At 32.8% G+C, this 19,798-nt stretch carries 22 protein-coding genes; 16 read left to right on the forward strand and 6 right to left on the reverse strand.

Annotated elements, in window-relative coordinates; translation table 11 throughout:
• The first annotated feature begins 97 nt into the window (after positions 1-97).
• From CaldiYA01_RS03770 to CaldiYA01_RS03810, 9 genes are all read left to right on the forward strand, one after another.
• Positions 98-451, forward strand: a complete 354-nt coding sequence (locus tag CaldiYA01_RS03770; protein WP_013290864.1) for a response regulator — start codon at positions 98-100, stop codon at positions 449-451.
• Positions 452-471: 20 nt separating this feature from the next.
• Positions 472-2,373, forward strand: a complete 1,902-nt coding sequence (locus tag CaldiYA01_RS03775) for a chemotaxis protein CheA (RefSeq protein ID WP_207181513.1) — start codon at positions 472-474, stop codon at positions 2,371-2,373.
• A 9-nt stretch (positions 2,374-2,382) separates the two neighbouring features.
• Positions 2,383-2,865: a chemotaxis protein CheW gene (locus CaldiYA01_RS03780; RefSeq protein ID WP_207181514.1), complete on the forward strand. Its 483-nt coding sequence runs from the start codon at positions 2,383-2,385 to the stop codon at positions 2,863-2,865.
• Between the two features lie 31 nt (positions 2,866-2,896).
• Positions 2,897-4,447: a methyl-accepting chemotaxis protein gene (locus tag CaldiYA01_RS03785; protein ID WP_207181516.1), complete on the forward strand. Its 1,551-nt coding sequence runs from the start codon at positions 2,897-2,899 to the stop codon at positions 4,445-4,447.
• Positions 4,448-4,588: 141 nt separating this feature from the next.
• A complete protein-coding gene (locus tag CaldiYA01_RS03790; RefSeq protein ID WP_207181518.1) occupies positions 4,589-5,143 on the forward strand; it encodes an ECF transporter S component in 555 nt (184 codons plus the stop codon).
• The gene (locus CaldiYA01_RS03795) at positions 5,140-5,892 is read left to right on the forward strand and encodes a DUF6873 family GME fold protein (RefSeq protein WP_207181519.1); all 753 of its coding nucleotides are present in this window, start codon (positions 5,140-5,142) and stop codon (positions 5,890-5,892) included. Before CaldiYA01_RS03790 ends, CaldiYA01_RS03795 begins: the two co-directional genes overlap by 4 nt.
• Before the next feature lie 88 nt (positions 5,893-5,980).
• Positions 5,981-6,877 carry a putative sporulation protein YtxC gene (ytxC, locus tag CaldiYA01_RS03800; RefSeq protein ID WP_207181521.1) on the forward strand — a complete coding sequence of 299 codons (897 nt, stop codon included), beginning with the start codon at positions 5,981-5,983 and terminating at the stop codon, positions 6,875-6,877.
• A gap of 100 nt (positions 6,878-6,977) precedes the next feature.
• Positions 6,978-7,289: a YerC/YecD family TrpR-related protein gene (locus CaldiYA01_RS03805; RefSeq protein ID WP_207181523.1), complete on the forward strand. Its 312-nt coding sequence runs from the start codon at positions 6,978-6,980 to the stop codon at positions 7,287-7,289.
• A complete protein-coding gene (locus CaldiYA01_RS03810) occupies positions 7,286-8,404 on the forward strand; it encodes a THUMP domain-containing class I SAM-dependent RNA methyltransferase (RefSeq protein WP_207181525.1) in 1,119 nt (372 codons plus the stop codon). Before CaldiYA01_RS03805 ends, CaldiYA01_RS03810 begins: the two co-directional genes overlap by 4 nt.
• A gap of 80 nt (positions 8,405-8,484) precedes the next feature.
• On the opposite strand, the gene CaldiYA01_RS03815 is transcribed toward CaldiYA01_RS03810, so the two are convergent.
• Both CaldiYA01_RS03815 and CaldiYA01_RS03820 read right to left on the reverse strand, forming a co-directional pair.
• Positions 8,485-10,353 (reverse strand): hypothetical protein, encoded by a 1,869-nt coding sequence (locus CaldiYA01_RS03815; RefSeq protein WP_207181528.1) that lies wholly within the window; start codon positions 10,351-10,353, stop codon positions 8,485-8,487.
• Between the two features lie 30 nt (positions 10,354-10,383).
• Positions 10,384-11,496, reverse strand: coding sequence for a S1C family serine protease (locus CaldiYA01_RS03820; RefSeq protein ID WP_207181530.1), 1,113 nt, complete (start codon positions 11,494-11,496; stop codon positions 10,384-10,386).
• Between the two features lie 203 nt (positions 11,497-11,699).
• On the opposite strand from CaldiYA01_RS03820, the gene CaldiYA01_RS03825 reads away from it, so the two are divergent.
• The 6 genes from CaldiYA01_RS03825 (at position 11,700) to CaldiYA01_RS03850 (ending at position 15,026) form a co-directional block, all read left to right on the forward strand.
• Positions 11,700-11,903, forward strand: a complete 204-nt coding sequence (locus CaldiYA01_RS03825; RefSeq protein WP_207181532.1) for a 4Fe-4S binding protein — start codon at positions 11,700-11,702, stop codon at positions 11,901-11,903.
• Positions 11,904-11,913: 10 nt separating this feature from the next.
• The gene (locus CaldiYA01_RS03830) at positions 11,914-12,171 is read left to right on the forward strand and encodes a metal-sensitive transcriptional regulator (protein ID WP_207181534.1); all 258 of its coding nucleotides are present in this window, start codon (positions 11,914-11,916) and stop codon (positions 12,169-12,171) included.
• Between the two features lie 181 nt (positions 12,172-12,352).
• Positions 12,353-12,577 carry a sulfurtransferase TusA family protein gene (locus CaldiYA01_RS03835; protein WP_207181536.1) on the forward strand — a complete coding sequence of 75 codons (225 nt, stop codon included), beginning with the start codon at positions 12,353-12,355 and terminating at the stop codon, positions 12,575-12,577.
• 17 nt (positions 12,578-12,594) lie between these two features.
• Entirely contained in the window at positions 12,595-13,071 is a 477-nt protein-coding gene (locus CaldiYA01_RS03840; protein ID WP_207181538.1) for a DsrE/DsrF/DrsH-like family protein, read from the forward strand.
• 124 nt (positions 13,072-13,195) lie between these two features.
• Complete coding sequence (locus tag CaldiYA01_RS03845) at positions 13,196-14,806, forward strand: B12-binding domain-containing radical SAM protein (protein WP_207181546.1); 1,611 nt, start codon at positions 13,196-13,198, stop codon at positions 14,804-14,806.
• 19 nt (positions 14,807-14,825) lie between these two features.
• Complete coding sequence (locus tag CaldiYA01_RS03850; RefSeq protein WP_013290141.1) at positions 14,826-15,026, forward strand: DUF6485 family protein; 201 nt, start codon at positions 14,826-14,828, stop codon at positions 15,024-15,026.
• 58 nt (positions 15,027-15,084) lie between these two features.
• On the opposite strand, the gene CaldiYA01_RS03855 is transcribed toward CaldiYA01_RS03850, so the two are convergent.
• Complete coding sequence (locus CaldiYA01_RS03855) at positions 15,085-16,299, reverse strand: Nramp family divalent metal transporter (protein ID WP_207181555.1); 1,215 nt, start codon at positions 16,297-16,299, stop codon at positions 15,085-15,087.
• Between the two features lie 210 nt (positions 16,300-16,509).
• On the opposite strand from CaldiYA01_RS03855, the gene CaldiYA01_RS03860 reads away from it, so the two are divergent.
• The gene (locus tag CaldiYA01_RS03860; protein ID WP_207181564.1) at positions 16,510-17,937 is read left to right on the forward strand and encodes an aminopeptidase; all 1,428 of its coding nucleotides are present in this window, start codon (positions 16,510-16,512) and stop codon (positions 17,935-17,937) included.
• Between the two features lie 61 nt (positions 17,938-17,998).
• Here the strand turns inward: CaldiYA01_RS03860 and CaldiYA01_RS03865 are convergent, their stop codons facing one another.
• The 3 genes from CaldiYA01_RS03865 to CaldiYA01_RS03875 all read right to left on the reverse strand — a co-directional run bounded on the left by CaldiYA01_RS03865 (position 17,999) and on the right by CaldiYA01_RS03875 (position 19,700).
• A complete protein-coding gene (locus CaldiYA01_RS03865) occupies positions 17,999-19,180 on the reverse strand; it encodes an MFS transporter (RefSeq protein ID WP_207181566.1) in 1,182 nt (393 codons plus the stop codon).
• A gap of 119 nt (positions 19,181-19,299) precedes the next feature.
• Complete coding sequence (locus tag CaldiYA01_RS12260; RefSeq protein ID WP_238480587.1) at positions 19,300-19,449, reverse strand: hypothetical protein; 150 nt, start codon at positions 19,447-19,449, stop codon at positions 19,300-19,302.
• A gap of 23 nt (positions 19,450-19,472) precedes the next feature.
• Positions 19,473-19,700 carry an SPASM domain-containing protein gene (locus CaldiYA01_RS03875; RefSeq protein ID WP_207181580.1) on the reverse strand — a complete coding sequence of 76 codons (228 nt, stop codon included), beginning with the start codon at positions 19,698-19,700 and terminating at the stop codon, positions 19,473-19,475.
• Between the last annotated feature and the right edge of the window lie 98 nt (positions 19,701-19,798).

Genomic DNA, 19,798 nt, shown 5'->3' on the forward strand with positions numbered 1-19,798 from the left:
TTTTTGTGCAGTGTAGGATTTTTGTTTATTATACAGAAAATTCGGGTAAAAATAAATTTGGAATATTATTTTTCCTGCGGGGAGGGAAAATTGCTGTATGAAAAAAGTTTTAATAGTAGACGATGCAGCATTTGTAAGGTATTCTCTAAGACAGACATTAGAAAAATATGGGTTTGAAGTTGTGGGTGAAGCATGTGATGGGAAAAGCTGCATAAAACTTTTTCAGCAACTCCATCCAGATATTGTAACTCTTGATATTACAATGCCTGAGATGAACGGTATAGAGGTTTTGAAAAAGATTATGGAGATTGACAAGAATGCAAAAGTTGTCATGATAACTGCTTTAGGACAAGAAGAAAAAGTAAAAGAGGCAGTATTAAATGGAGCAAAAGGGTTTATAGTAAAGCCATACAAAGAAGAACATTTGGTTAAGGTCTTGGCCTCTTTATAAAAGGATGAGAAGGTGAGACTGTGAATGAAGTACAAAAAGACCCCATGTTTGAGGTATTTATGAGCGAAGCAAAAGAGATAGTAAATTCACTTGAGAGGATTTTTATCGAACTCAAAGAAGGAAACAGAAACTTTGATGTAGCAGTAACAGAAGCTCTAAGATTTTTCCATACATTAAAAGGTTCCTCAGCGATGATGGGGTTTGACAACATATCTAAGGTTTGTCACAGAGTTGAAGACATCTTTGTTTGTATGAGAGATGAAGGTAAACTACCAATAAACCTTGATAATTTTATTTTAGACATGTTGAAGTTAGTGGATTTTTTAACCATTCAGATAAATCGTATAGAAAACTTGCAGCAGCCTCAAGATGCAGAAAATATCGAAGAGGTTTTAGAAAAGATTGAAATGAGTTTAGCAGAAAATGGTAAGGCGCAAACCGAAAGCGAGAAAAGATATCACATAAGGTTGCTTTTTGAAGAAGGCTGGGAAATGGAGAATTTGAGGGCCTTTCTAATTGTCCAAAATTTGAAACAGTATGTCAAGGTATTAGAATACCTGCCTTCTGATATTGAGGTTAATATGGCATCTTCAGAAAAAATCAAAAAAGATGGTTTTTTTATTTCAATTGAAACTTTACTTAAAAAGGAAGATATAGTTAAACTTTTTGAAAACTTTGCATGGGTAAAAGATATTAAAATTGAAGAAGTATCAGAAAAAGCTTCTTTAACAAAAGAGATAAGTTCATGGCAGAATGCTGTACAATCTACTCATAAACTGATAAATGTTAATATTGAAAAAGTTGATAAGCTAATAGACCTCATTGGCGAAGTGGTAATAACCTTTTCAATGATTGTACAACACCAAGAAATAAAAACTGATGAGAATAGCAGTTTCAAAAATTTAACGCTTCAGATGTCAAAGCTAATAAGAGAACTTCAAGAAGTTGCAATGTCGATGCGTATGCTACCGCTTTCTTCAACATTTCAAAGGCTAAAAAGGACCGTTATTGAGATGTCTGCAAAACTTCAAAAACCAGTTGATGTTCATATCACCGGTGAGGAAACTGAGCTTGACAAAGTTTTGATAGAACACTTAACAGATCCACTGATTCATATAATTAGAAATGCTGTAGATCATGGAATAGAAGACAAAGAAGAAAGATTAAAAAAAGGCAAAAATATAACTGGTAATGTATATATAAGTGCTAAAAATAGCGGGTCTGAAGTGGTTATTAGCATTGAGGATGATGGTAGAGGTCTTAATAAAGAGAAAATATTACAAAGAGCTTTAGAAAGAGGTATTATAAACTCACCTGATGATATTGGAGAAGATGAGATTTTTGAATTAATATTTCAGCCAGGATTTTCTACAAAAGAAGAAGCTACAGAATATTCAGGAAGAGGTGTGGGTCTTGACATTGTTAAAAATAGCATTCAAAAAATTGGGGGAAGAATTTTTGTTGAGTCTGAAAAGGACAGAGGTACAAGATTTACAATTAGAATCCCTCTCACTTTAGCAATAATTGATGGAATGTTAATTGATGTTGACGGCAATGTTTTTGTTGTACCATTGAGCTCAATAGTAGAGACATTTAAACTTGAAAAGCAGCAGATAGTATTGGAAAACGAAGTTCCGTTTGTGTACAGAAGAGGCACATGTTTTAGTGTAATTGATTTGAACAAGATTTTTTATGGAAATGATATACGTAATAAAGAAAAAACATATTATTTAGGAATACTTATTACGAATGGTGAAAAAAATGGTATTTTGCTTGTTGACAATATGATTTCGCAACAGCAGATAGTTATAAAAACTCTGCCTGCTATTTTAAAGCAGGTAAGAGGCATTTCAGGATGTACACTCCTTGGAAGTGGGAATATAGCATTTATTTTGGATATTGATGCTTTACTTGAAAGGTAGGTGAGAAAAATGCAAGAAGAATTGTTAAGTAATAAAGTAGCTGAGTTTGAAGAAACTATGAAAGATATGTATCTTATATTCAAAGTAGATGACCAGTTATATGGGATAGAGATTAAGTATGTCATAGAGATTATAGGACTTTTACCCATAACCTATGTGCCAAATCAAGAGGAATATGTCAAAGGAATAATTAATTTGAGGGGGAAAATCATTCCTGTGATAGACGCAAGAATGAGACTTTCCAAACCACAAAAAGAATATAACGAAAGGACCTGTGTAATTGTTATAAGTATAGATGATTTTTTAGCTGGTATTATTGTTGACCATGTGAGCGAGGTTGCTGTGATAAATAAGGACCAAATTAGTCCTTTGCCACCCACATATGAGAAAATAGACGAAAGGTTTTTTAGAGGTGTTGCAAACTTAAACGAAAGACTTGTGTTGATAATTGATTGTGAAACTTTTGTTAAGCCAGATAGGATAAATCTTTAAAAAATCTAATATGAAAGGGGATAAATGGTTTATGAGGTTATTTAGAAATCTTAAGATTTCTACAAAGATTTTAGCGGGGTTTGGAATAGTTTTAATTTTGATACTTTTAATGGGTACAATTGCTGTTACAAATATCAACAGAATAAACAATGCATATAAAAAGGTTTATCAAGCTAATGTGAAAGCATTTATTGCAATTGGCAATGTGCTTGAAGGTTTTGAACGACAGCGTGTAAACTATAGAAGTATTTTACTTGCGAGAAATTCTACAGAGATGAATACGTATCTTCAAAAAACTAATGAGATAAGTAATTTTTATAAAACAAATCTTGAAGAATTTTCAAGATTGATAAATGAAGAGGACATAAAAAAAGAATATCAAAAGTTGATTTCTTTATTTGGTGAATACGAGAGTCTAACAAATCAGATAGTTGAACTTGCAAAAAGTGATAAAAAAGCAGCAATTGACCTTTTGTTCAAGCCAAGTTCAGCCCAGCTTGTGACTGAAGTTCAAAACTCAATTAATACCCTCTATGATCTTGAAAAAAAATACATCGAAGAGTCAAACCTTCAAAATGATGCCCTTGCAAGAAGTACAGTAACATCAATGATAATAATAATTATTCTATGCATAGCAATATCTCTCTTTTTAGGACTGATTATTTCTTCAGCTATCAGCAGACCACTTTCTAAAATGGTTTTTGCTGCCCAGAAAATTGCAGATGGAGATTTAACAGTTGATATAAGTGTTGATTCAAAAGATGAGGTTGGGATTTTGTCAGAAGCTTTTTCTAAGATGGTAGAATCATTATCTCAGCTTATCTTTTCAGTAAAATCATCTGCAGAACAGGTTGCACTTGGTGCAAAACAGCTTGCGGATGCAAGTCAAAGTCTTGCTCAGGGTGCAACTGACCAGGCAAGCTCTATCGAGGAGCTAAATGCTTCAATAGAAGAGGTATCTGCTCAAACAAAACAGAATAGCAAAAACGTAGAAGAAGCAACTAATTTTGCTAACCAGATTAGGGATGATGCAAAAATAGGTATGCAGCAAATGGAAGAAATGATGAAGGCTATGGAAGAAATTAATACTGCTTCGTCCAATATATCAAAAATAATTAAGACAATAGATGAAATTGCTTTTCAGACAAATATATTAGCGCTCAACGCTGCGGTTGAAGCAGCAAGGGCAGGAACCTATGGAAAAGGTTTCGCTGTTGTAGCCGAAGAGGTAAGAAATTTGGCAACAAGGAGCGCAAATGCAGCAAAAGAGACAAGTAGTCTTATTGAATCTACCATCAAAAAGATTGAAGTAGGAGATAGCATTGCAAAACAGACATATACCTCGTTAGATAGGATTACAAAGAACATCGATAAAATGGCCATGATTATGAATGATATAATGTATTCTTCAAAAGAACAATCTGAAGCAATAGCTCAGATTACAGAGGGAATAAACCAAGTTGCCAATGTGGTACAGAGTAATTCAGCAAACTCTCAAGAGACAGCTGCAGCTTCAGAAGAACTTTTTAGCCAGGCAGATGTTCTTAAAAACCTTGTTGAAAAATTTAAGACAAAAAACTAATAATATTGTGTAAGGTTAATCGGGGCTGGGGGAACCAGCTCCCTTTATTTTTGTATCGATACAATTTTGGCTTAAAAATTTGATTTTTAGAATTTTTTGTGTAGAATTAGCTGAAGAAAATATTTTTGCAGAGGTGGTTTTATGAAAAACGGAGTGAGGTTTTGGGTATTTTCTGGGGTAATAATTGCTCTTGTTTTTGTTTTAACATTTACAATCCGAATACCACTTATGACAGGATATTTTAACATTGGCGACATTGTAATAATACTTTCTTCTATTTTATTTGGAAAAAGTATAGGGTTTATGGGCGGAAGTTTTGGTTCTGCCCTTGCGGATATTGCTTCTGGTTATACCATTTATGCTCCTTTTACTTTTGTCATCAAGGGACTTGAAGGGTTTATCTGTGGACTGATTTTCGAAAAATTAAAAGTGAAACAGAAGAAGTGGACACCTTTTATTATTTCGACAATGCTAAGTGGCATTTTTATGGCAATGGGATATTTTTTGTCAGAAGCTTTTGTGTTAAAATATCTTTCATCAGCATTAAATATTAATAGAAGTTTACAATTTGGACTTAAAGTAGCTCTTGCGAATTTGCCTTTTAATTTGCTACAGGGTGTTTTATCTGCAATAATTTCCATAATATTAGCTGTTCCTCTTTATAATAATAAATTTATTGGGAAGATGAAAACTTGAGATACTTAAAATTTCCATATATACCAGAACATAAAGTTACGCACGTTTTGCTTGATAAAAGAGCGTATAATAAGTTTATCTATGCGTTGGAAGATTTGGGTGTAAAAATAGTGATTTGTGAAAGCTGTGATGACCTTTATCCTGCAATATCTTCTCACCCTGACATATTTTATTTTCATTATGAAGGAAATTTAATCTTTGCCGCTCCCAATTCGCCGAGAAAAACCACAGATGAACTAAGAAAACTTGGGTTTAATATAATATTTGGAGAGAAAGCTGTTTTGGGAAAATATCCTGAGGATGTAAGGTACAATATCGCAAAAGTTAGCACAAAAGTCTTTCACAATTTTGAATTTACTGATAGAATAGTAGCAAAAAAAATCGAAGAAGATAACCTTCAAAGGATTCATATAAAACAAGGGTATACTAAATGTTCAACCTTGATTGTAAATACAAATGCAATTATTACCTCTGATAGAGGGATTTATAAAAAAGCTTTAGAAAATAGGATAGATTGTTTGCTTATATCTCCCGGTTTTATTAAATTGGAAGGACTTAACTATGGCTTTATTGGTGGATGTGGGGGATTAATTAACAAAAATCTTATGGCTTTTAATGGTGATATTTCAATGCATCCAGATTATTTGAGTATAAAGAATTTTCTTAAAAAGTATGATATTGAAATCTTGAGTGTTGCGGGTTTGCAGCTTTCAGATATAGGTTCTATCATTCCTTTGTGTCAGGAGTAGAAAAAAGAGCATATTGAAAAAGATTATTTGAGGGTATATTTATTATTGTGCTAAAAAGTTAAAGCTTATATTCAGGGATGTGAAGAAAATGCAAATATTGAGTTTGGGAGTGGCAGATGACCCTGTTTTTGTATATGAGAGTTTAAAAAGACAGTTGGATAGAAACGAAAATGTAAAAGGACTTTTCATTGAGCCAAATCAATGTGGTAGTATTACGTTTTATGGTATTTTTTTAAGCGACGATGAACTCAAAAAAAATTTCGATTTAAATGCTTATGAGAGAGTAAAATATTTTATTGCTGATGCTATAGCAAATGTAATTATTGAGTACACCAGAGAAAAGTTTCTTTTTAAACTTATAAAGCAAGATTATTATTTTTTAGACGAAATAGAAGCGAAAAAAATATTTCAAGAAAGTCAAAAAAGATTAAATGAACTGACACATTCACAGAGTTTTTCAAAGGTAAAGTTTGAAATAATAAAGAAGGTTCTTGACTATTTAGACTCTAATTTTGAATTTAATTTTGAAGGTTTCTTGACCTTCAGATTAAAAGAATATATAAAGACAATTCAAAGTATTGTGGAAGATGTTACAAATAAATATCTGCTGGAAAGGGAATATTTTCAATTTATAAATCTTTTGAGATATTTTACCGACGTTCAAGAATCGAAAATAGAGTATGTAGATGTCATTCCGACTACTAAAATGTATTTGATTATTGACAAGGAAGGAAATGAGATAAAAGACGAGTTTTATGATATTTTATCAAGAAATTTCAAATTAAATCTTTCAAAAGAAGATATACTTCTAAGTAGACTAATTTCGCTCTCCCCTCAAAATATTGTTTTTCACAATCACCATGATGTAACTATTCCATCTGATGTACTTGAGATTCTTTCTCTTGTATTTGATAAGAAACTTCAATTTTGCTCTTCTTGTAAGAAAAAATATGTAGATAGTTTTTCGTCTAAAAGTGAGGATTAGTTCCTCACTTTTGTTTTCTCATGTTTACTTCAATTATTTAAAGTGATATAATCTTAAAGAGGAATGGTACAAGTGTAGTTACAAAGAGGTGTAAAAGCGCATGAATGAAAAACTAAAGAGTGAGATGACAGATCATCTTTTTGAAGCAATACTTGAACTGAGGACAATAGAGGAATGTTATAATTTTTTTGAAGATTTGTGTACGGTAAAGGAGATTCAGGAGCTTTCTCAAAGATTTGAGGTTGCAAAACTTCTATTTGAGGGTACAAAGTATAGTGACATTACAAAAAGAACAGGTGCATCTCCTGCTACAATTAGCAGAGTAAACAGGTGTCTAAACTATGGAGCTGACGGCTACAGAACTGTGCTTATCAGACTTAAACAAAAATCAGGATTGGATGATGAAAAGTGATAGAACTTTTTGTGGCGACGCCTTTAGGTACAGAGTCAGTTACAAGGGGAGAGCTAATAAGGTTGGGGTATAAAAACTTAAAAGTTGAAAATGGGAGAATTTTTGTGTCAGCTGAGCTTGAAGACATTCCAAAGCTCAATATAAATTTAAGAACGCCAAATAGAATTTTTGCTATCTTGGATAAGTTCAAGGCTCAGACTTTTGATGAACTATTTGATGGAGTGTACAGCTACTCTTGGCACGAAATACTACCAAAAGATGCGAAGATTTTGGTAACTGGCAGAACAGAAAAATCCAAACTGTTTAGTATAAGGTCATGTCAATCTATAACTAAAAAAGCAATAGTTGAAAAACTAAAATCAAAATACAATGTAAACTTGCTTGAAGAGACTGGACAGCTATTCAAGATAGAAATTGCCATGATAAATGACTGGGCTTATCTGCTTTTTGATACAACAGGCGATTCTCTTCACAAAAGAGGTTATCGTAAACTTATTTCTAAAGCGCCTTTGAAAGAAAACATTGCAGCAACTATAATTTTTCTTACCAGATGGCAAGACGATGAAGAAGTATTTTGGGACCCATTTTGCGGCTGTGGAACCATAGCGATTGAAGCAGCAATGATTGCCAGAAACATAGCTCCTGGGATTAACAGGACATTTTTGGCTGAAAAAAATGGCTTTATTTCACAGCAGGAATGGAAAAGATCAAGGCTTGAGGCAATTGAAAGGATTGATTATCAAAAAAAGTTTGAGATACTATCTTCTGATATTGAGGAGAGTATGATACACATTGCAAAGGCAAACGCAAAGGAGATTGGTGTAGATAAAGACATAAGATTTTTCAGGGCAGATGCAAGGAAAATTAAAAAACCATCAAATAAAGGTATAATTGTAACAAACCCGCCGTATGGACAGAGGATTGACGACATGGATATATTTGAGCTTTATAGGGATTTTGGCAGATGTCTTAAAACATTTGATAACTGGCGCTTTTTTGTGTTATCGGCATATAGCAAAATTGAAAAAGCATTTGGCAGAAAAGCAGATAAAAACAGGAAGATTTATAATGGGAAGATAAAAACTTATCTTTATTTCTATTTCACTTTAAAATAAAATGAGTTTTTACCGGGAGTAAATAAAAAGGGCTTGCCATCTGAAAAAGCATATGTATTTTTGGCAAGCCCTGTATAGTTTTATTCCTCTTTTTTCTTGAATTTTTCCAAATCCTCTTTTACAAATTTTATATTCAGCTTTGAAAACTCAATCTTGTCTATCTTTATGCTTTTCACAAAGTTTTCAAAGTCAGAAACTGTAAAGCTGTTATAATACAAAACAGGAATTGACAGGTCGATGGTGTAATAATATTGATTGTATTTTACCATATAAATAATTCTATTCTGAAGGTTCATGAAATTGAAGTCTCTATTTGGAGTTCCCTTTGCGAGTTCTGAAAGCTTAGAAATGTTATACACATAAGTAAACTTATAAATAGAAAGATTTTTGTCAGCATATTTTAAAAGGCTCATATTCACAGTTTTACTTTTATATTCATTGCTTTCAACCCATGCTTGCATAGTATTTTTTATAATTTTTTCGGCAGGGTCTACGTTTATTCCACCATTTATTGTCAAGATTGAGTATGGAGTATTGTAAAGCATCACTGTTTCAATGTCTGAAATACCCTGTGCAGATGGAATTGAGGATCCTATTATCTGACTAAAGTAGCTATAGTAGTAATATGGCATATTTGTTTTGTAATCCTTTGAAATCTTCATTTCAAATGGAGCTTTGTTGAGCTTTATTGTTTTTAAATTGCTTTGTGGTTTTAAATTTCCAGACCAAAGAATAATATCAAAATATCTGCTTTTATCTGGCAATACTTTGAACGAATTAATTATCCTCTCATATTTTTGTTTATCTTTGTTATATTTATCTTCTGCAGCATACAATCTTACCACATATTTATTATTATTTGAGTCAACATAAAGTCTTTTTTCAACGAATGTCTTATTAAGACTTTTTCTAATTCTGAGGTCATAAATTTTTGCATTACTTGTTCCAATATTTAAGCTTTTGGTTGAGATGACTTTTAAAAGCTCTTTGTTGTAAAGTTCAATACTTTTTATTTCCTGAGAAACCCATTTGTCAAAACTGACATTCGAGTTTGTCACAAAACTGACAGATAGATATTCGTCATATTCTTGCTGGCTATCTGAAGGTATTATACTTGAGGTATCCTGCTGCTGTTTTTGGGTTGAGATTCCCATCTCCTCATCTGTGTAAAGTGGAGCAAATGATTGTGTTGATGAATTGTACTCAAGATTATAAATGTCTGTAGATTTCCAATAGGGTGGAAGATCAATCTGCCATCCATAACTTGTGTTTTTGTGAACTCTCCACGATGTTACGTTGTCTGCTAAATCTTTTATGTTGGGATTGTTTCTGTCAAAGTTTGTTTCAAAAGAATCAGCAATCTTGTATAAAAGATTTTGGTGTTGTGAATAGAAATTTAAATCCATGCTAATCGTAAGTCTATAAATGTAGTTGTATCTCTTATTTTTGCTCAAGTATATTCGCATGAGATTGAAAGTGCCAGAACTTTCTTCTTCGTCAACAAATACATAAAAGGAGTCGGTATAAACACTTGTAGCTTCAATATATTCTTGGCCTTGCTTGTCTTTTCCTTTTTTGAGCGAATATAGCTTTGAACCAGAATAATAACCTGAAATCAGGTCTTGACCATACAGCAAAATCTCATCTAATGATGTGTAGCCTTCTTTGTTTAAAATTGCCTCAACATTGATATTTGCCTTGTAGCTATTGCTTGACATTGAAAAATAGCTTCCTTTTGGGTCTTTGTTTATATAGGCATCCTGTGGCATATAGATAGACCAGTTGTAAACACTGTTTCCAACCCTGTTCTTATTGATGTCATCTTTTGAAAAGACTGTGTAAAAGTCAATAACACCACTATCTTCTTGTGCAAGTGCGAAGCTAGAAGATGTGAGAACGAAAGCAACTATTGTAAAAATGCAAATTGCTATTTTAAACCTTTTTGACATATAACTATCACCCTTTCTATATGTTTTTAACTATTTGCTTGTTGGCCACTCTTTCAAAATAACTTCTTTTTCGAGAATTTTGCCGTTTCTTTTGATTTTTATCTTTACCTTGTCACCAGGAAGATATTTCATAAGGGTTTGATTGTATTCTGCAATTGAATTGATAGGGTAGTTGTCAATTGAAACAAGTATATCATTTTCTTGAGCAAATCCTTTTAAAGGACTATCTGCTTTTACATCTATAATTTTAAGACCAAGGTTAGACGGAAGCCCAACATACGAGAGCCAACTGTCTTCAAACTCAAGACCTGAGTAACATCTTCTGATTCTACCAAACTTTTTGTAATGGTCAAGAAAATAAAGTATATTTTCTGCAGGGATTGCAAAGTTAATTCCTTGCCAGTAATCAATACCGAGAGTATTTATTCCTACAAGTTTTCCCTGCATGTTAACAAGTGGACCGCCGCTGTTGCCTGGATTGATACTTGCATCTGTTTGCAAAAATGTATAGACTTCATCTACAGGTCTGTTAAGCCCGCTAATTATTCCTTTTGTGACGCTATTTCGCCATCCCAAAAAAAGCGGTGTGCCTATTGCCAAAACTTCCTGACCTACATAAATATTTTTAGGGCTTTCAATTTCAATTGGGGTAAGATTGCTTCGGTTGACTTTCAAAATTGCAAGGTCAATTTCTTTGTCGCTATAAAGTACAGTTGCCTTGTAAGCCTTGGCATCGTAGAAGATAACATAAGGTTGTTTTAAGTCTTCAATTACATGGTTGTTTGTCAAAATTAGTCCATTTTTGTCAACTACAACGCCAGAGCCATGAGAAAGTCCCGCTGGAATTTTACTGTAGTAAAAGTCATCAGCTTTTATCTTTTTACTATCACCAATGATTGCTACAACAGACTTGTTCACTTTGTCAATTACTTCACTTATGGACAGGTCTTTTTTCTGAATTATCAAGCTATTTTGCATTTTGGTGTAATCAAAGTTTAAGAAATCTTTTAAAGAGTCAATATCAACATAGGTTTTTCCGTCAATCTCTTTTGGAGTAACTACAATAGTTTGGGCGAATACAATGTTTGAGAGAATAAATATTACAATAAGCTCAAAAATAAACATTTTAGCAATATTTTTCATAGCAGAACCTCCCATACCAATAATTTGTCACTATATAATTATAACGTATTTTAGCCAAAAATGTTATCTATTAAAATAAAAAATTTTGGTTGCAATTTTTATACTTGATTATTTTTATCTTTTGCTTTATAATATACTTGTAAATGCAATACACCCCCATGGTATAGGGATAAATTTGCTGAGGAAGGAGAATATTCTGAGTAATGAGAAAAGCAGTATTGGACAAAGAAATGTGTGATAGGTCTCCTTTTTGTCCTGCTTCGCGGTCATGTAAGTTTGGTGCAATAAAAAGAAATGTAAGAGGATTTTTTGATGTAGAAATTGTAATTGACAAAGAAAAGTGTACAGGATGCGGTGTATGTACGAGGTTTTGTCCGCAAGGGGCTATAAAGATGGTTGAAGAGTAGGTGATTCTTTGTGTCTGAGAATGAAAGGAAAGATGAGGTTCTTTCAAGACTTAAAAATATCAAAGGGCACATAGAAGGAATTATTAAAATGGTAGAAGAAGAAAAAGAATGTGAAGATATAATGCTTCAGATAATTGCTGTTAAGAAAGCTTTGGAAAAAGTAGGGTATTATATTATTGAAAGCCATGCTGAAAAGTGTTTGTCTGATGTTGAAAACAAGGCTCAAGTCCAAAAAATATTGAATATAATGATGAAATTTTTAAGTTGAAAGGTAAAGTTGATATTTATTTTTCTCTTTTGTGAGTGCTTAAAAGTATTTGTGTTCAAAAATGTTATTATTTTAACAATCTGATTTTAAGAAATTTTTTCATAAGTTTTTTAATAAATCTCATGCAAATAGGGTAACAATATAAAAGGTAAAAATAAAAATTTATGGAGGTGCGGTCAAGATGGCAGAATATTTTATTGATGCTAAAGGTCTTCAGTGTCCAGGGCCTATTACCCAGCTTTTTAAACAGATGAGGGAAGCACAAAGTGGCGATGTTGTAACAATTGAAGTGACAGACCAAGGTTTTAAGCGTGATATTGAGAGCTGGTGTAAAAAGACTAAGAATGAACTTTTAGAATTAAAAGAAGAAAACAGTGTAATTATAGCAAAGATTAAAAAAGGATAAAAGGAAGTGAGATGATTATGAGAGAAGACAAAAAGACAATTATTGTATTTTCAAACGATATGGACAAGGTTATGGCAGCATTTGTAATTGCAACTGGTGCTGCTGCGATGGGTGATGAGGTTACAATGTTCTTTACATTCTGGGGTTTGAATGTTCTAAGAGATGCTAAAAAGAAAGCACAGGGAAAATCTTTTTTGGAGAAAATGTTTGGTGCTATGATGCCAAAAGGGGTTGAAAAGCTTCCACTTTCCAAGATGAACTTTTTAGGAATTGGTCCAAAACTTATGAAATATATGATGAGAAAGAAAAATGTGATGATGTTACCTGAGATGATAAAACAGGCACAGGAGCTTGGTATAAAGATGGTAGCTTGTTCAATGTCTATGGATGTTATGGGAATAAAGAAAGAAGAGTTAATCGATGGTGTTGAAATTGGTGGTGTTGCCACATACCTTGGTGAGGCAAGTGAAGCAGGTGTGAATCTGTTTATCTGAATCATGGAAACCTTAATTAATAGCGGCAGGAGAAAACCTGCCTTTTTATTTTTTTTGCACTTTTGAAAAAAACTGTGATATAATAGTGGAACGATAATTATTAGTATCAGAAAGGAAAATCGCTATGATCTTGCTTGTGGCGATAAACTCAAAGTATGTTCATACAAATTTAGCAGTCAGATACCTTTATCAGCTGTGCAAAGAAAACTATCCATGTGAGTATATTGAGTTTAATATTAATCAGCCTTTGCATGATGTGATCTATGAGATTTTGAGTAAAAAACCTGAATATGTTGCAATATCAACATATATCTGGAACAGAAGTTATGTTGAAAAACTTGTTGAAGGATTAAAAAAGGCACAAAAAAGGATAAAAATAATTCTTGGCGGGCCAGAGGTATATTTTGACAGCCTTGATGAATGGAAGTTTGTGGACTTTATAATCAGAGGAGAGGGAGAGCATCCTTTTTTAGATTTATGTAATCATCTTGCAGCTGGGAGGCAATATACTCAAAAAGAATATCCTCCGTTTGATTTGAACAAGCTTCCTTTTGCATACAAGGACGAGAAGTTAGACCAAAGCAGAATCTATTATTATGAAAGCAGCAGAGGCTGCCCTTTTAGATGTTCGTATTGTCTTTCTTCCATTGAAAAAGGTGTTCGATTTGCACCTCTTGAAAAGGTCTTTGAAGAGCTTGACTATCTTTTTAAAAAGCAAGTGAGACTCATAAAGTTTGTTGACAGGACATTTAACACAAACAAAGAAAGAGCAATAAAAATAATAGAGTTTTGCAAACAAAAGTCGCAGTCTACTCAAGTACACTTTGAAATAGACCCAACACTTTTAGATAGTGACATTATCACTGCAATAAATGATTCTAAAGATAACCTTTTCAGACTTGAAATAGGTCTTCAGAGTTTCAACCCACAAACTCTTGATGCAATAGATAGGTTTCATGATATAGATAAAATTGATAAAAACTTGAAAAAGCTTATGGAAAACAAAAAGGCCATTGTTCATCTTGACTTGATAGCGGGCCTGCCATATGAAGATTTTTTGAGTTTTAAAAGAAGTCTTGACAAGACCATATTGTATTTTGCCGATGAAGTTCAGCTTGGGTTTTTAAAAATGTTAAAAGGAACAAAGATAAGAAATGAAGCAACTAAATACAATTATGAATTTTTCAAAGACCCACCGTATGAGGTTATCTCAAATAGCTTTATTAGCTTTGAAGAGATTTATAAGCTTAAAAAGATAGAAGATTTGATAGACAAAGTTTACAATAGGCAGTACCTCTATTTTACTTTAAGATACATCTTTCAAAAAATCTCTCCCTCAGAATTTTTTGAAAAGCTCTCAAGCAAAGTGAATAGCAATTTAAACACAAGGGAGTTTATAAAAGAGCTTTACAGCGCCATAAAAGAGAATTTTGATTTTGACAAGGATGTATTTGATAGCTTGTTCAGATTTGACATTCTAAGAAGATTTCCAGAAGAATTTTTGCCTGAAGAATTGACAGTGGCGAAAGAGGAAAAAGAGAAAATTAAACAAGCAATATACAGAGTCAGCCCAGAATACCAAGATATTGGAGAACCAAAAGAGATTCTAAGAAGATCTAGAGCTTGTATATTTGAATTTGACATTGAAAAGTTTATAGAAGATAATAGTATTGAAAAGGGAGATTTTTTATACATCTTTTTCGAAGAGAAAGTAAAGAAAATAAAACTTCAGTAAAAAGGGGGAAAAGGGTAATATGGAGTGTACACTTTCCAAAAATCTTTCTATCTGCACATGTACTTATGAGCCGTGTTCAAGAAAGGGAAGATGTTGCGAGTGTTTGCACTATCACAGGAAAAATGGACAGCTTCCTGCTTGCTATTTTTCAAAAGAAGCAGAAAGGACATATGACCGTTCAATAGAAAACTTCATTCGTGACTATTCTTCGAGAAAATAAAAATTAAAAAAAGTGGGCAGACAAACTATTTTTGTTTTCATCTGCCCACTTTTATTCTTTATAAAGATGCAACAAGTAAAAAAACATCAAGTCCAATTACTAAAGCTGCCACTGTCAAAAGAATTATTTTATCAACTAAAGAGTTTGCGAACTTACCCATGACTTTTTTGGATGACGTCAGATAAATTTGAAGAAGAATTGTAATTGGCAGCTGAACACTCAATAGCATCTGTGAGATTATCAGAGCTTTGAATGGGTTGGAAATAAAAAGTATGATAATGGATGCTAAAACTAATGGAATGGTAATTCCAATCTTAGTTGGCAACTCTTCTATGTTGTAAGGTCTTCTATAAAAGCCTGCCATGATTGTTCCACCTGTATATGCAGCTGTGATGCTTGAGGATATGCCAGAAAGCAATAGAGCAAATGCAAAAATTGTTGCAGATAAACTTCCCAAAATGGGTTTTAACATCTGCTGAGCCTGTGGTAGCGATTCAACAAGGATACCTTTTTTGTAAAAGGTTGCGTGAGCTATTATAATCATGCTGCTGTTAATTAAAAATCCTATAAACATTGAAAAAAGTGTATCAACAAACTCAAATTTGAGCTGATGTTTTATTACCTTTTCATCTTGAGTGTTCCATTGCCTGCTCTGAATTATTTCAGAATGCAAAAACAAATTGTGTGGCATGACAACCGCACCAAGTATTGAAAGAACAACAACCAGTGAACCAGAAGGTATGCTTGGAGTTATCCAGCCAAAGACCACATCTTTTACAGGGACCTTCACAAGAAAAAGCTCTATCAAAAAGGAAAGACCTATCAGCGACACAAACGCAATTATCCACCTTTCAACCTTTTTATATGAGTTAGAAAATAAGAAAAATATAGTAAAAGGCAGGATGATTAAACACCCAAACTTAATAGGAATTTTAAAAAGCATCTCAAGGGCAATTGCCGCGCCTAAGATTTCTGCCATAGCAGTTGAGACTGTTGCGAGCATGGCAGATGAAAGCACCACTGTGGCAAGAGATTTATTAAGATAGATTGAAGTTGCTTCAGCCAAGCAAAGACCTGTTGCAATGCCAAGATGAGCTGCGTTGTGCTGAAGTACTATCAAAATTAAGGTTGATAGTAAAACTACCCACAAAAGTTTTAAACCAAACTGGCTTCCTGCAGCCACGTTTGATGCCCAGTTTCCAGGGTCGATAAATCCCACTGTGACAAGAAGGCCCGGTCCTATGTATTTGAGTATTTCCCTTGCGTTTTTCATTTTGTGCTGCCTTTCACACCTTTCTTCTCAAGTAATTTTATGAAATATCTTCTAAAGTGGTGAATAGATAAATAGTAAATCTTATCTCAAGCTCTTATATTAAAATTAATACCCAAAAAAAGATGATTGTGATATCATAGTTTGTATGAAGCTAAAAATATTTAAATGGGAACTGGACATTTTGAACACTAAAATATTGGAGGTAGAACAATGATCGAAAAGTCTTACGGCCAAGAGCTTTACGAAAAGCTATCCTACACTTCTAAAAATGCGTGGGAAGTTTTAAAAGAAGAAGAAAAGCCTTTTGTTTTTGATTTGGCAGAAAAGTATAAGCACTTTTTGAACTGTGCAAAGACAGAAAGAGAAGCAGTTGAATATTTCATAGAAAGAGCTAAAGAAAAAGGATATAAAGAATTTAACAATAATATCCAAGAATTAAAGCCAGGTGATAAAGTATATTTTGTCAACAATAACAAAAGCATTTTGCTTGCTCATATAGGGAAAAAACCTTTAAAGGAAGGATTCAATCTGATAGGTACCCATATAGATTCTCCACGACTTGACTTAAAGCCAAAACCACTATATGAGTCAAATGAACTTGCACTTTTGAAGACCCACTACTATGGTGGCATTAAAAAATATCACTGGGTAAATGTACCACTTAGCATCCACGGAGTTGTTGTGAAAAGTGATGGTTCAAAAGTAAAGATTACAATTGGTGAAGATGAAAATGACCCTGTTTTTTATATAACAGACCTTCTTGTTCACTTGTCTTCTGATCAGCTTCAGAAAAAGGCAAGTGAGGTAATTCCAGCTGAAAACTTGAATGTGCTTATAGGAAGTATGCCGTTTAATGATGAGAAGGTGAAAGAAAAAGTAAAACTTAATGTCTTGAAGATTCTGAATGAAAAATATGGTATTACAGAAGAAGATCTTATTTCAGCGGACATTGAAGTTGTGCCGGCTGCAAAAGCACGTGATGTGGGGCTTGACAGAAGCCTAATTGGCGCATATGGTCAGGATGACAGAGCATGCAGTTTTTTGGCAGCAGAAGCTATATTCTCAATTGATGAAATTCCCGAAAAGGCTGCGATAGTCTACTTGGTTGACAAAGAGGAAATAGGAAGTGTAGGAATATCAAGCGCTGAGGCAAGCTTTTTTGATATATCAGTTGCAAAGCTAATGAAAGCTTTGGGTGAGTACGAGAATAGCCTTGATTTGGCTCTTTGCTTTGAAAACTCAGCAGCAATTTCGGGTGATGTTGCAGCAGCCCTTGACCCAACATATGAAGGTGCTTATGATAAGCTCAATTCTACGCTAATTGGCCACGGTGTTACAATTGAGAAGTATACAGGAGTTAGAGGCAAATACAGTGGTTCTGAAGCAACAGCAGAGTATGTGGGCAAAATCAGAAACTTTTTGAACTCAAATAACATTTGCTGGCAGACAGGGCTTTTAGGTAAAGTTGACCAAGGCGGTGGAGGTACAATTGCTATGTTTATCGCAAGAAAAATGATAAATGTAATAGACTCAGGCGTTCCAGTTCTGTCTATGCACTCAACATTTGAGATAACAAGTAAGGTTGATGTTTATATGACATACAAGTTTTATAACCAGTTTTTGAGAAAGTTTGAATGAAAGTTTTGCGAGGCTACAAATTATTTGTGTAGCCTCGCTGTTTAAAAAGATTTATATTATTTTATCTACTGTGCTGAAGTATTTTATAATAGTTTTTTGATAAGTTAATAAAATAAACCATTCCTATTAATGTGATGTTAATTCCGCAGATTAAGAAGATTATCTTAACAGATATAGTATTAGATATAATTCCTCCAATTAATAATGAAATAATTGAGGAGATATTTCCCACGATTGAATTAAAGCTAAAAACTCTTCCTAATAGTTTCTTGTTACAATTTTCTTGGATTATAGTAGTTCGAGCAATAGCATAAAATGAATTACATATTCCATTCACAAAATGGATGAAAAGAGCAAAGACAAAAATATTACTTAATGAGAATAAAGTAGTAGAAATACCAATACCTATTACTCCTGTTAAAAGGAGAGTCTCATTTTTTATTGTTTTTATATATTTATAAACATAAAGTGAGGTAATAACCATTGCAGTTCCTTTTGATGTCAGAATAAAACCATATCCTTTTGAATCAGTATGTAAATAGTTAATCACATAAACGATTAACAGTCCGTTTAGAATTCCTGCAAATAAACCAATCAAACCATTGAGAATTATTAAACTTTTTATGATAAAGTTAGATTTCAAATATTTTAAAAATTCCAAATATCTTATGTTTTTACTTTTATTTTCAGTGCTTTCATATTTATGGTACGAAATCTGAGAAATAAAAATGGCAGAAACAAGAAAGGTAAATGAATCAATAAAAAAACAATATTTCAAATTAAGATAAGAAGTTAATAACCCACCTATTGAGGGACCAATAACCATCATAATGGAATTTAATGAGCTACTGAGACTGTTAATTTTACGTATTTCTTCTTTGGTGGTTAGTTCTGGTATAATACTATTTCTTGTATTTTCATAAATAGCGGTGACAGAAGATATAATAAACACAATCAAAAACACATAATTGGTGAAATATGGCAATAATATTACTAATAACGCTCTCGAAATATCTCCAAATACCAAAATTGTTTTTTTGTTTGATAAATCAATTATTTTCCCAAATGGAATACCAAATATAATAGCAGGTGATAATATTAAAATAGAAAGAATAGACATTTGTAAACTTGACTTACTAACGTTATACACTAATGTAAGTAAAGCAACCCTATCAATCCAATTTCCAATCTCTGATATAAATTGAGAGCATAACAAGTTAATAGCATTTCTATTCTTTTTCATTCTTTAGTATCTCCCTGAATTAGAATGTTTTTCTCTAATAGAATTTTTATAAAGTTTTCTATAGTTTTAGTAGCCGCTTTAATATCATCGTTAGTCTTTTGACATACAAATTTTACCAGTTAAGGCATACTCTTGGATTTGAGAGCACACTCAAAAATGATATACCCTATATCATTTAGTAAGAAAGTTTCACCTGTTTTTGTATTAAAGAAAATATACTCTTCTTCAGTTTCTTGCCTTACATTGATAAATTCATTTTTCTTAAACATTTCAATTTGTTCCTCCATTCATATTAATTATGCCAGCATCGACTGTCAATACCATTAAGATTTTTATTAACATAATAAGCAAGAGCCCTACAACCACCCATACAAGTACTAAAATGAGCACAAAGGGGGCAATTGTCATTGGAAAGTTCTCTAAAGAGATTAAAGACTTGGGAATGGTTCCATATAGATAAAAAATCATTTTGCAGTATGTTTCCAGCAATAAATTTTTTTTCTCTAAAAAAAAAACACACGGTGTAATATCTCCATTAGCTTTTATGTGAACTATAATATTTGCTGCTTCACATATAACCTTTTTTTCCCTGTTAATCCATTGCAGTAAAGTAAAGTT

The organism is Caldicellulosiruptor diazotrophicus (genome assembly GCF_017347585.1).
Lineage (GTDB): Bacteria > Bacillota > Thermoanaerobacteria > Caldicellulosiruptorales > Caldicellulosiruptoraceae > Caldicellulosiruptor > Caldicellulosiruptor diazotrophicus.

Bases quoted from the DNA above. Each gene is read 5' to 3' on its own strand.
- CaldiYA01_RS03770 (WP_013290864.1), top strand. From the start codon at position 98: ATGAAAAAAGTTTTAATAGTAGACGATGCAGCATTTGTAAGGTATTCT.
- CaldiYA01_RS03780 (WP_207181514.1), top strand. From the start codon at position 2,383: ATGCAAGAAGAATTGTTAAGTAATAAAGTAGCTGAGTTTGAAGAAACT.
- CaldiYA01_RS03785 (WP_207181516.1), top strand. From the start codon at position 2,897: ATGAGGTTATTTAGAAATCTTAAGATTTCTACAAAGATTTTAGCGGGG.
- CaldiYA01_RS03790 (WP_207181518.1), top strand. From the start codon at position 4,589: ATGAAAAACGGAGTGAGGTTTTGGGTATTTTCTGGGGTAATAATTGCT.
- ytxC (WP_207181521.1), top strand. From the start codon at position 5,981: ATGCAAATATTGAGTTTGGGAGTGGCAGATGACCCTGTTTTTGTATAT.
- CaldiYA01_RS03805 (WP_207181523.1), top strand. From the start codon at position 6,978: ATGAATGAAAAACTAAAGAGTGAGATGACAGATCATCTTTTTGAAGCA.
- CaldiYA01_RS03815 (WP_207181528.1), bottom strand. From the start codon at position 10,353: ATGTCAAAAAGGTTTAAAATAGCAATTTGCATTTTTACAATAGTTGCT.
- CaldiYA01_RS03820 (WP_207181530.1), bottom strand. From the start codon at position 11,496: ATGAAAAATATTGCTAAAATGTTTATTTTTGAGCTTATTGTAATATTT.
- CaldiYA01_RS03825 (WP_207181532.1), top strand. From the start codon at position 11,700: ATGAGAAAAGCAGTATTGGACAAAGAAATGTGTGATAGGTCTCCTTTT.
- CaldiYA01_RS03835 (WP_207181536.1), top strand. From the start codon at position 12,353: ATGGCAGAATATTTTATTGATGCTAAAGGTCTTCAGTGTCCAGGGCCT.
- CaldiYA01_RS03840 (WP_207181538.1), top strand. From the start codon at position 12,595: ATGAGAGAAGACAAAAAGACAATTATTGTATTTTCAAACGATATGGAC.
- CaldiYA01_RS03845 (WP_207181546.1), top strand. From the start codon at position 13,196: ATGATCTTGCTTGTGGCGATAAACTCAAAGTATGTTCATACAAATTTA.
- CaldiYA01_RS03850 (WP_013290141.1), top strand. From the start codon at position 14,826: ATGGAGTGTACACTTTCCAAAAATCTTTCTATCTGCACATGTACTTAT.
- CaldiYA01_RS03855 (WP_207181555.1), bottom strand. From the start codon at position 16,299: ATGAAAAACGCAAGGGAAATACTCAAATACATAGGACCGGGCCTTCTT.
- CaldiYA01_RS03860 (WP_207181564.1), top strand. From the start codon at position 16,510: ATGATCGAAAAGTCTTACGGCCAAGAGCTTTACGAAAAGCTATCCTAC.
- CaldiYA01_RS03865 (WP_207181566.1), bottom strand. From the start codon at position 19,180: ATGAAAAAGAATAGAAATGCTATTAACTTGTTATGCTCTCAATTTATA.
- CaldiYA01_RS12260 (WP_238480587.1), bottom strand. From the start codon at position 19,449: ATGTTTAAGAAAAATGAATTTATCAATGTAAGGCAAGAAACTGAAGAA.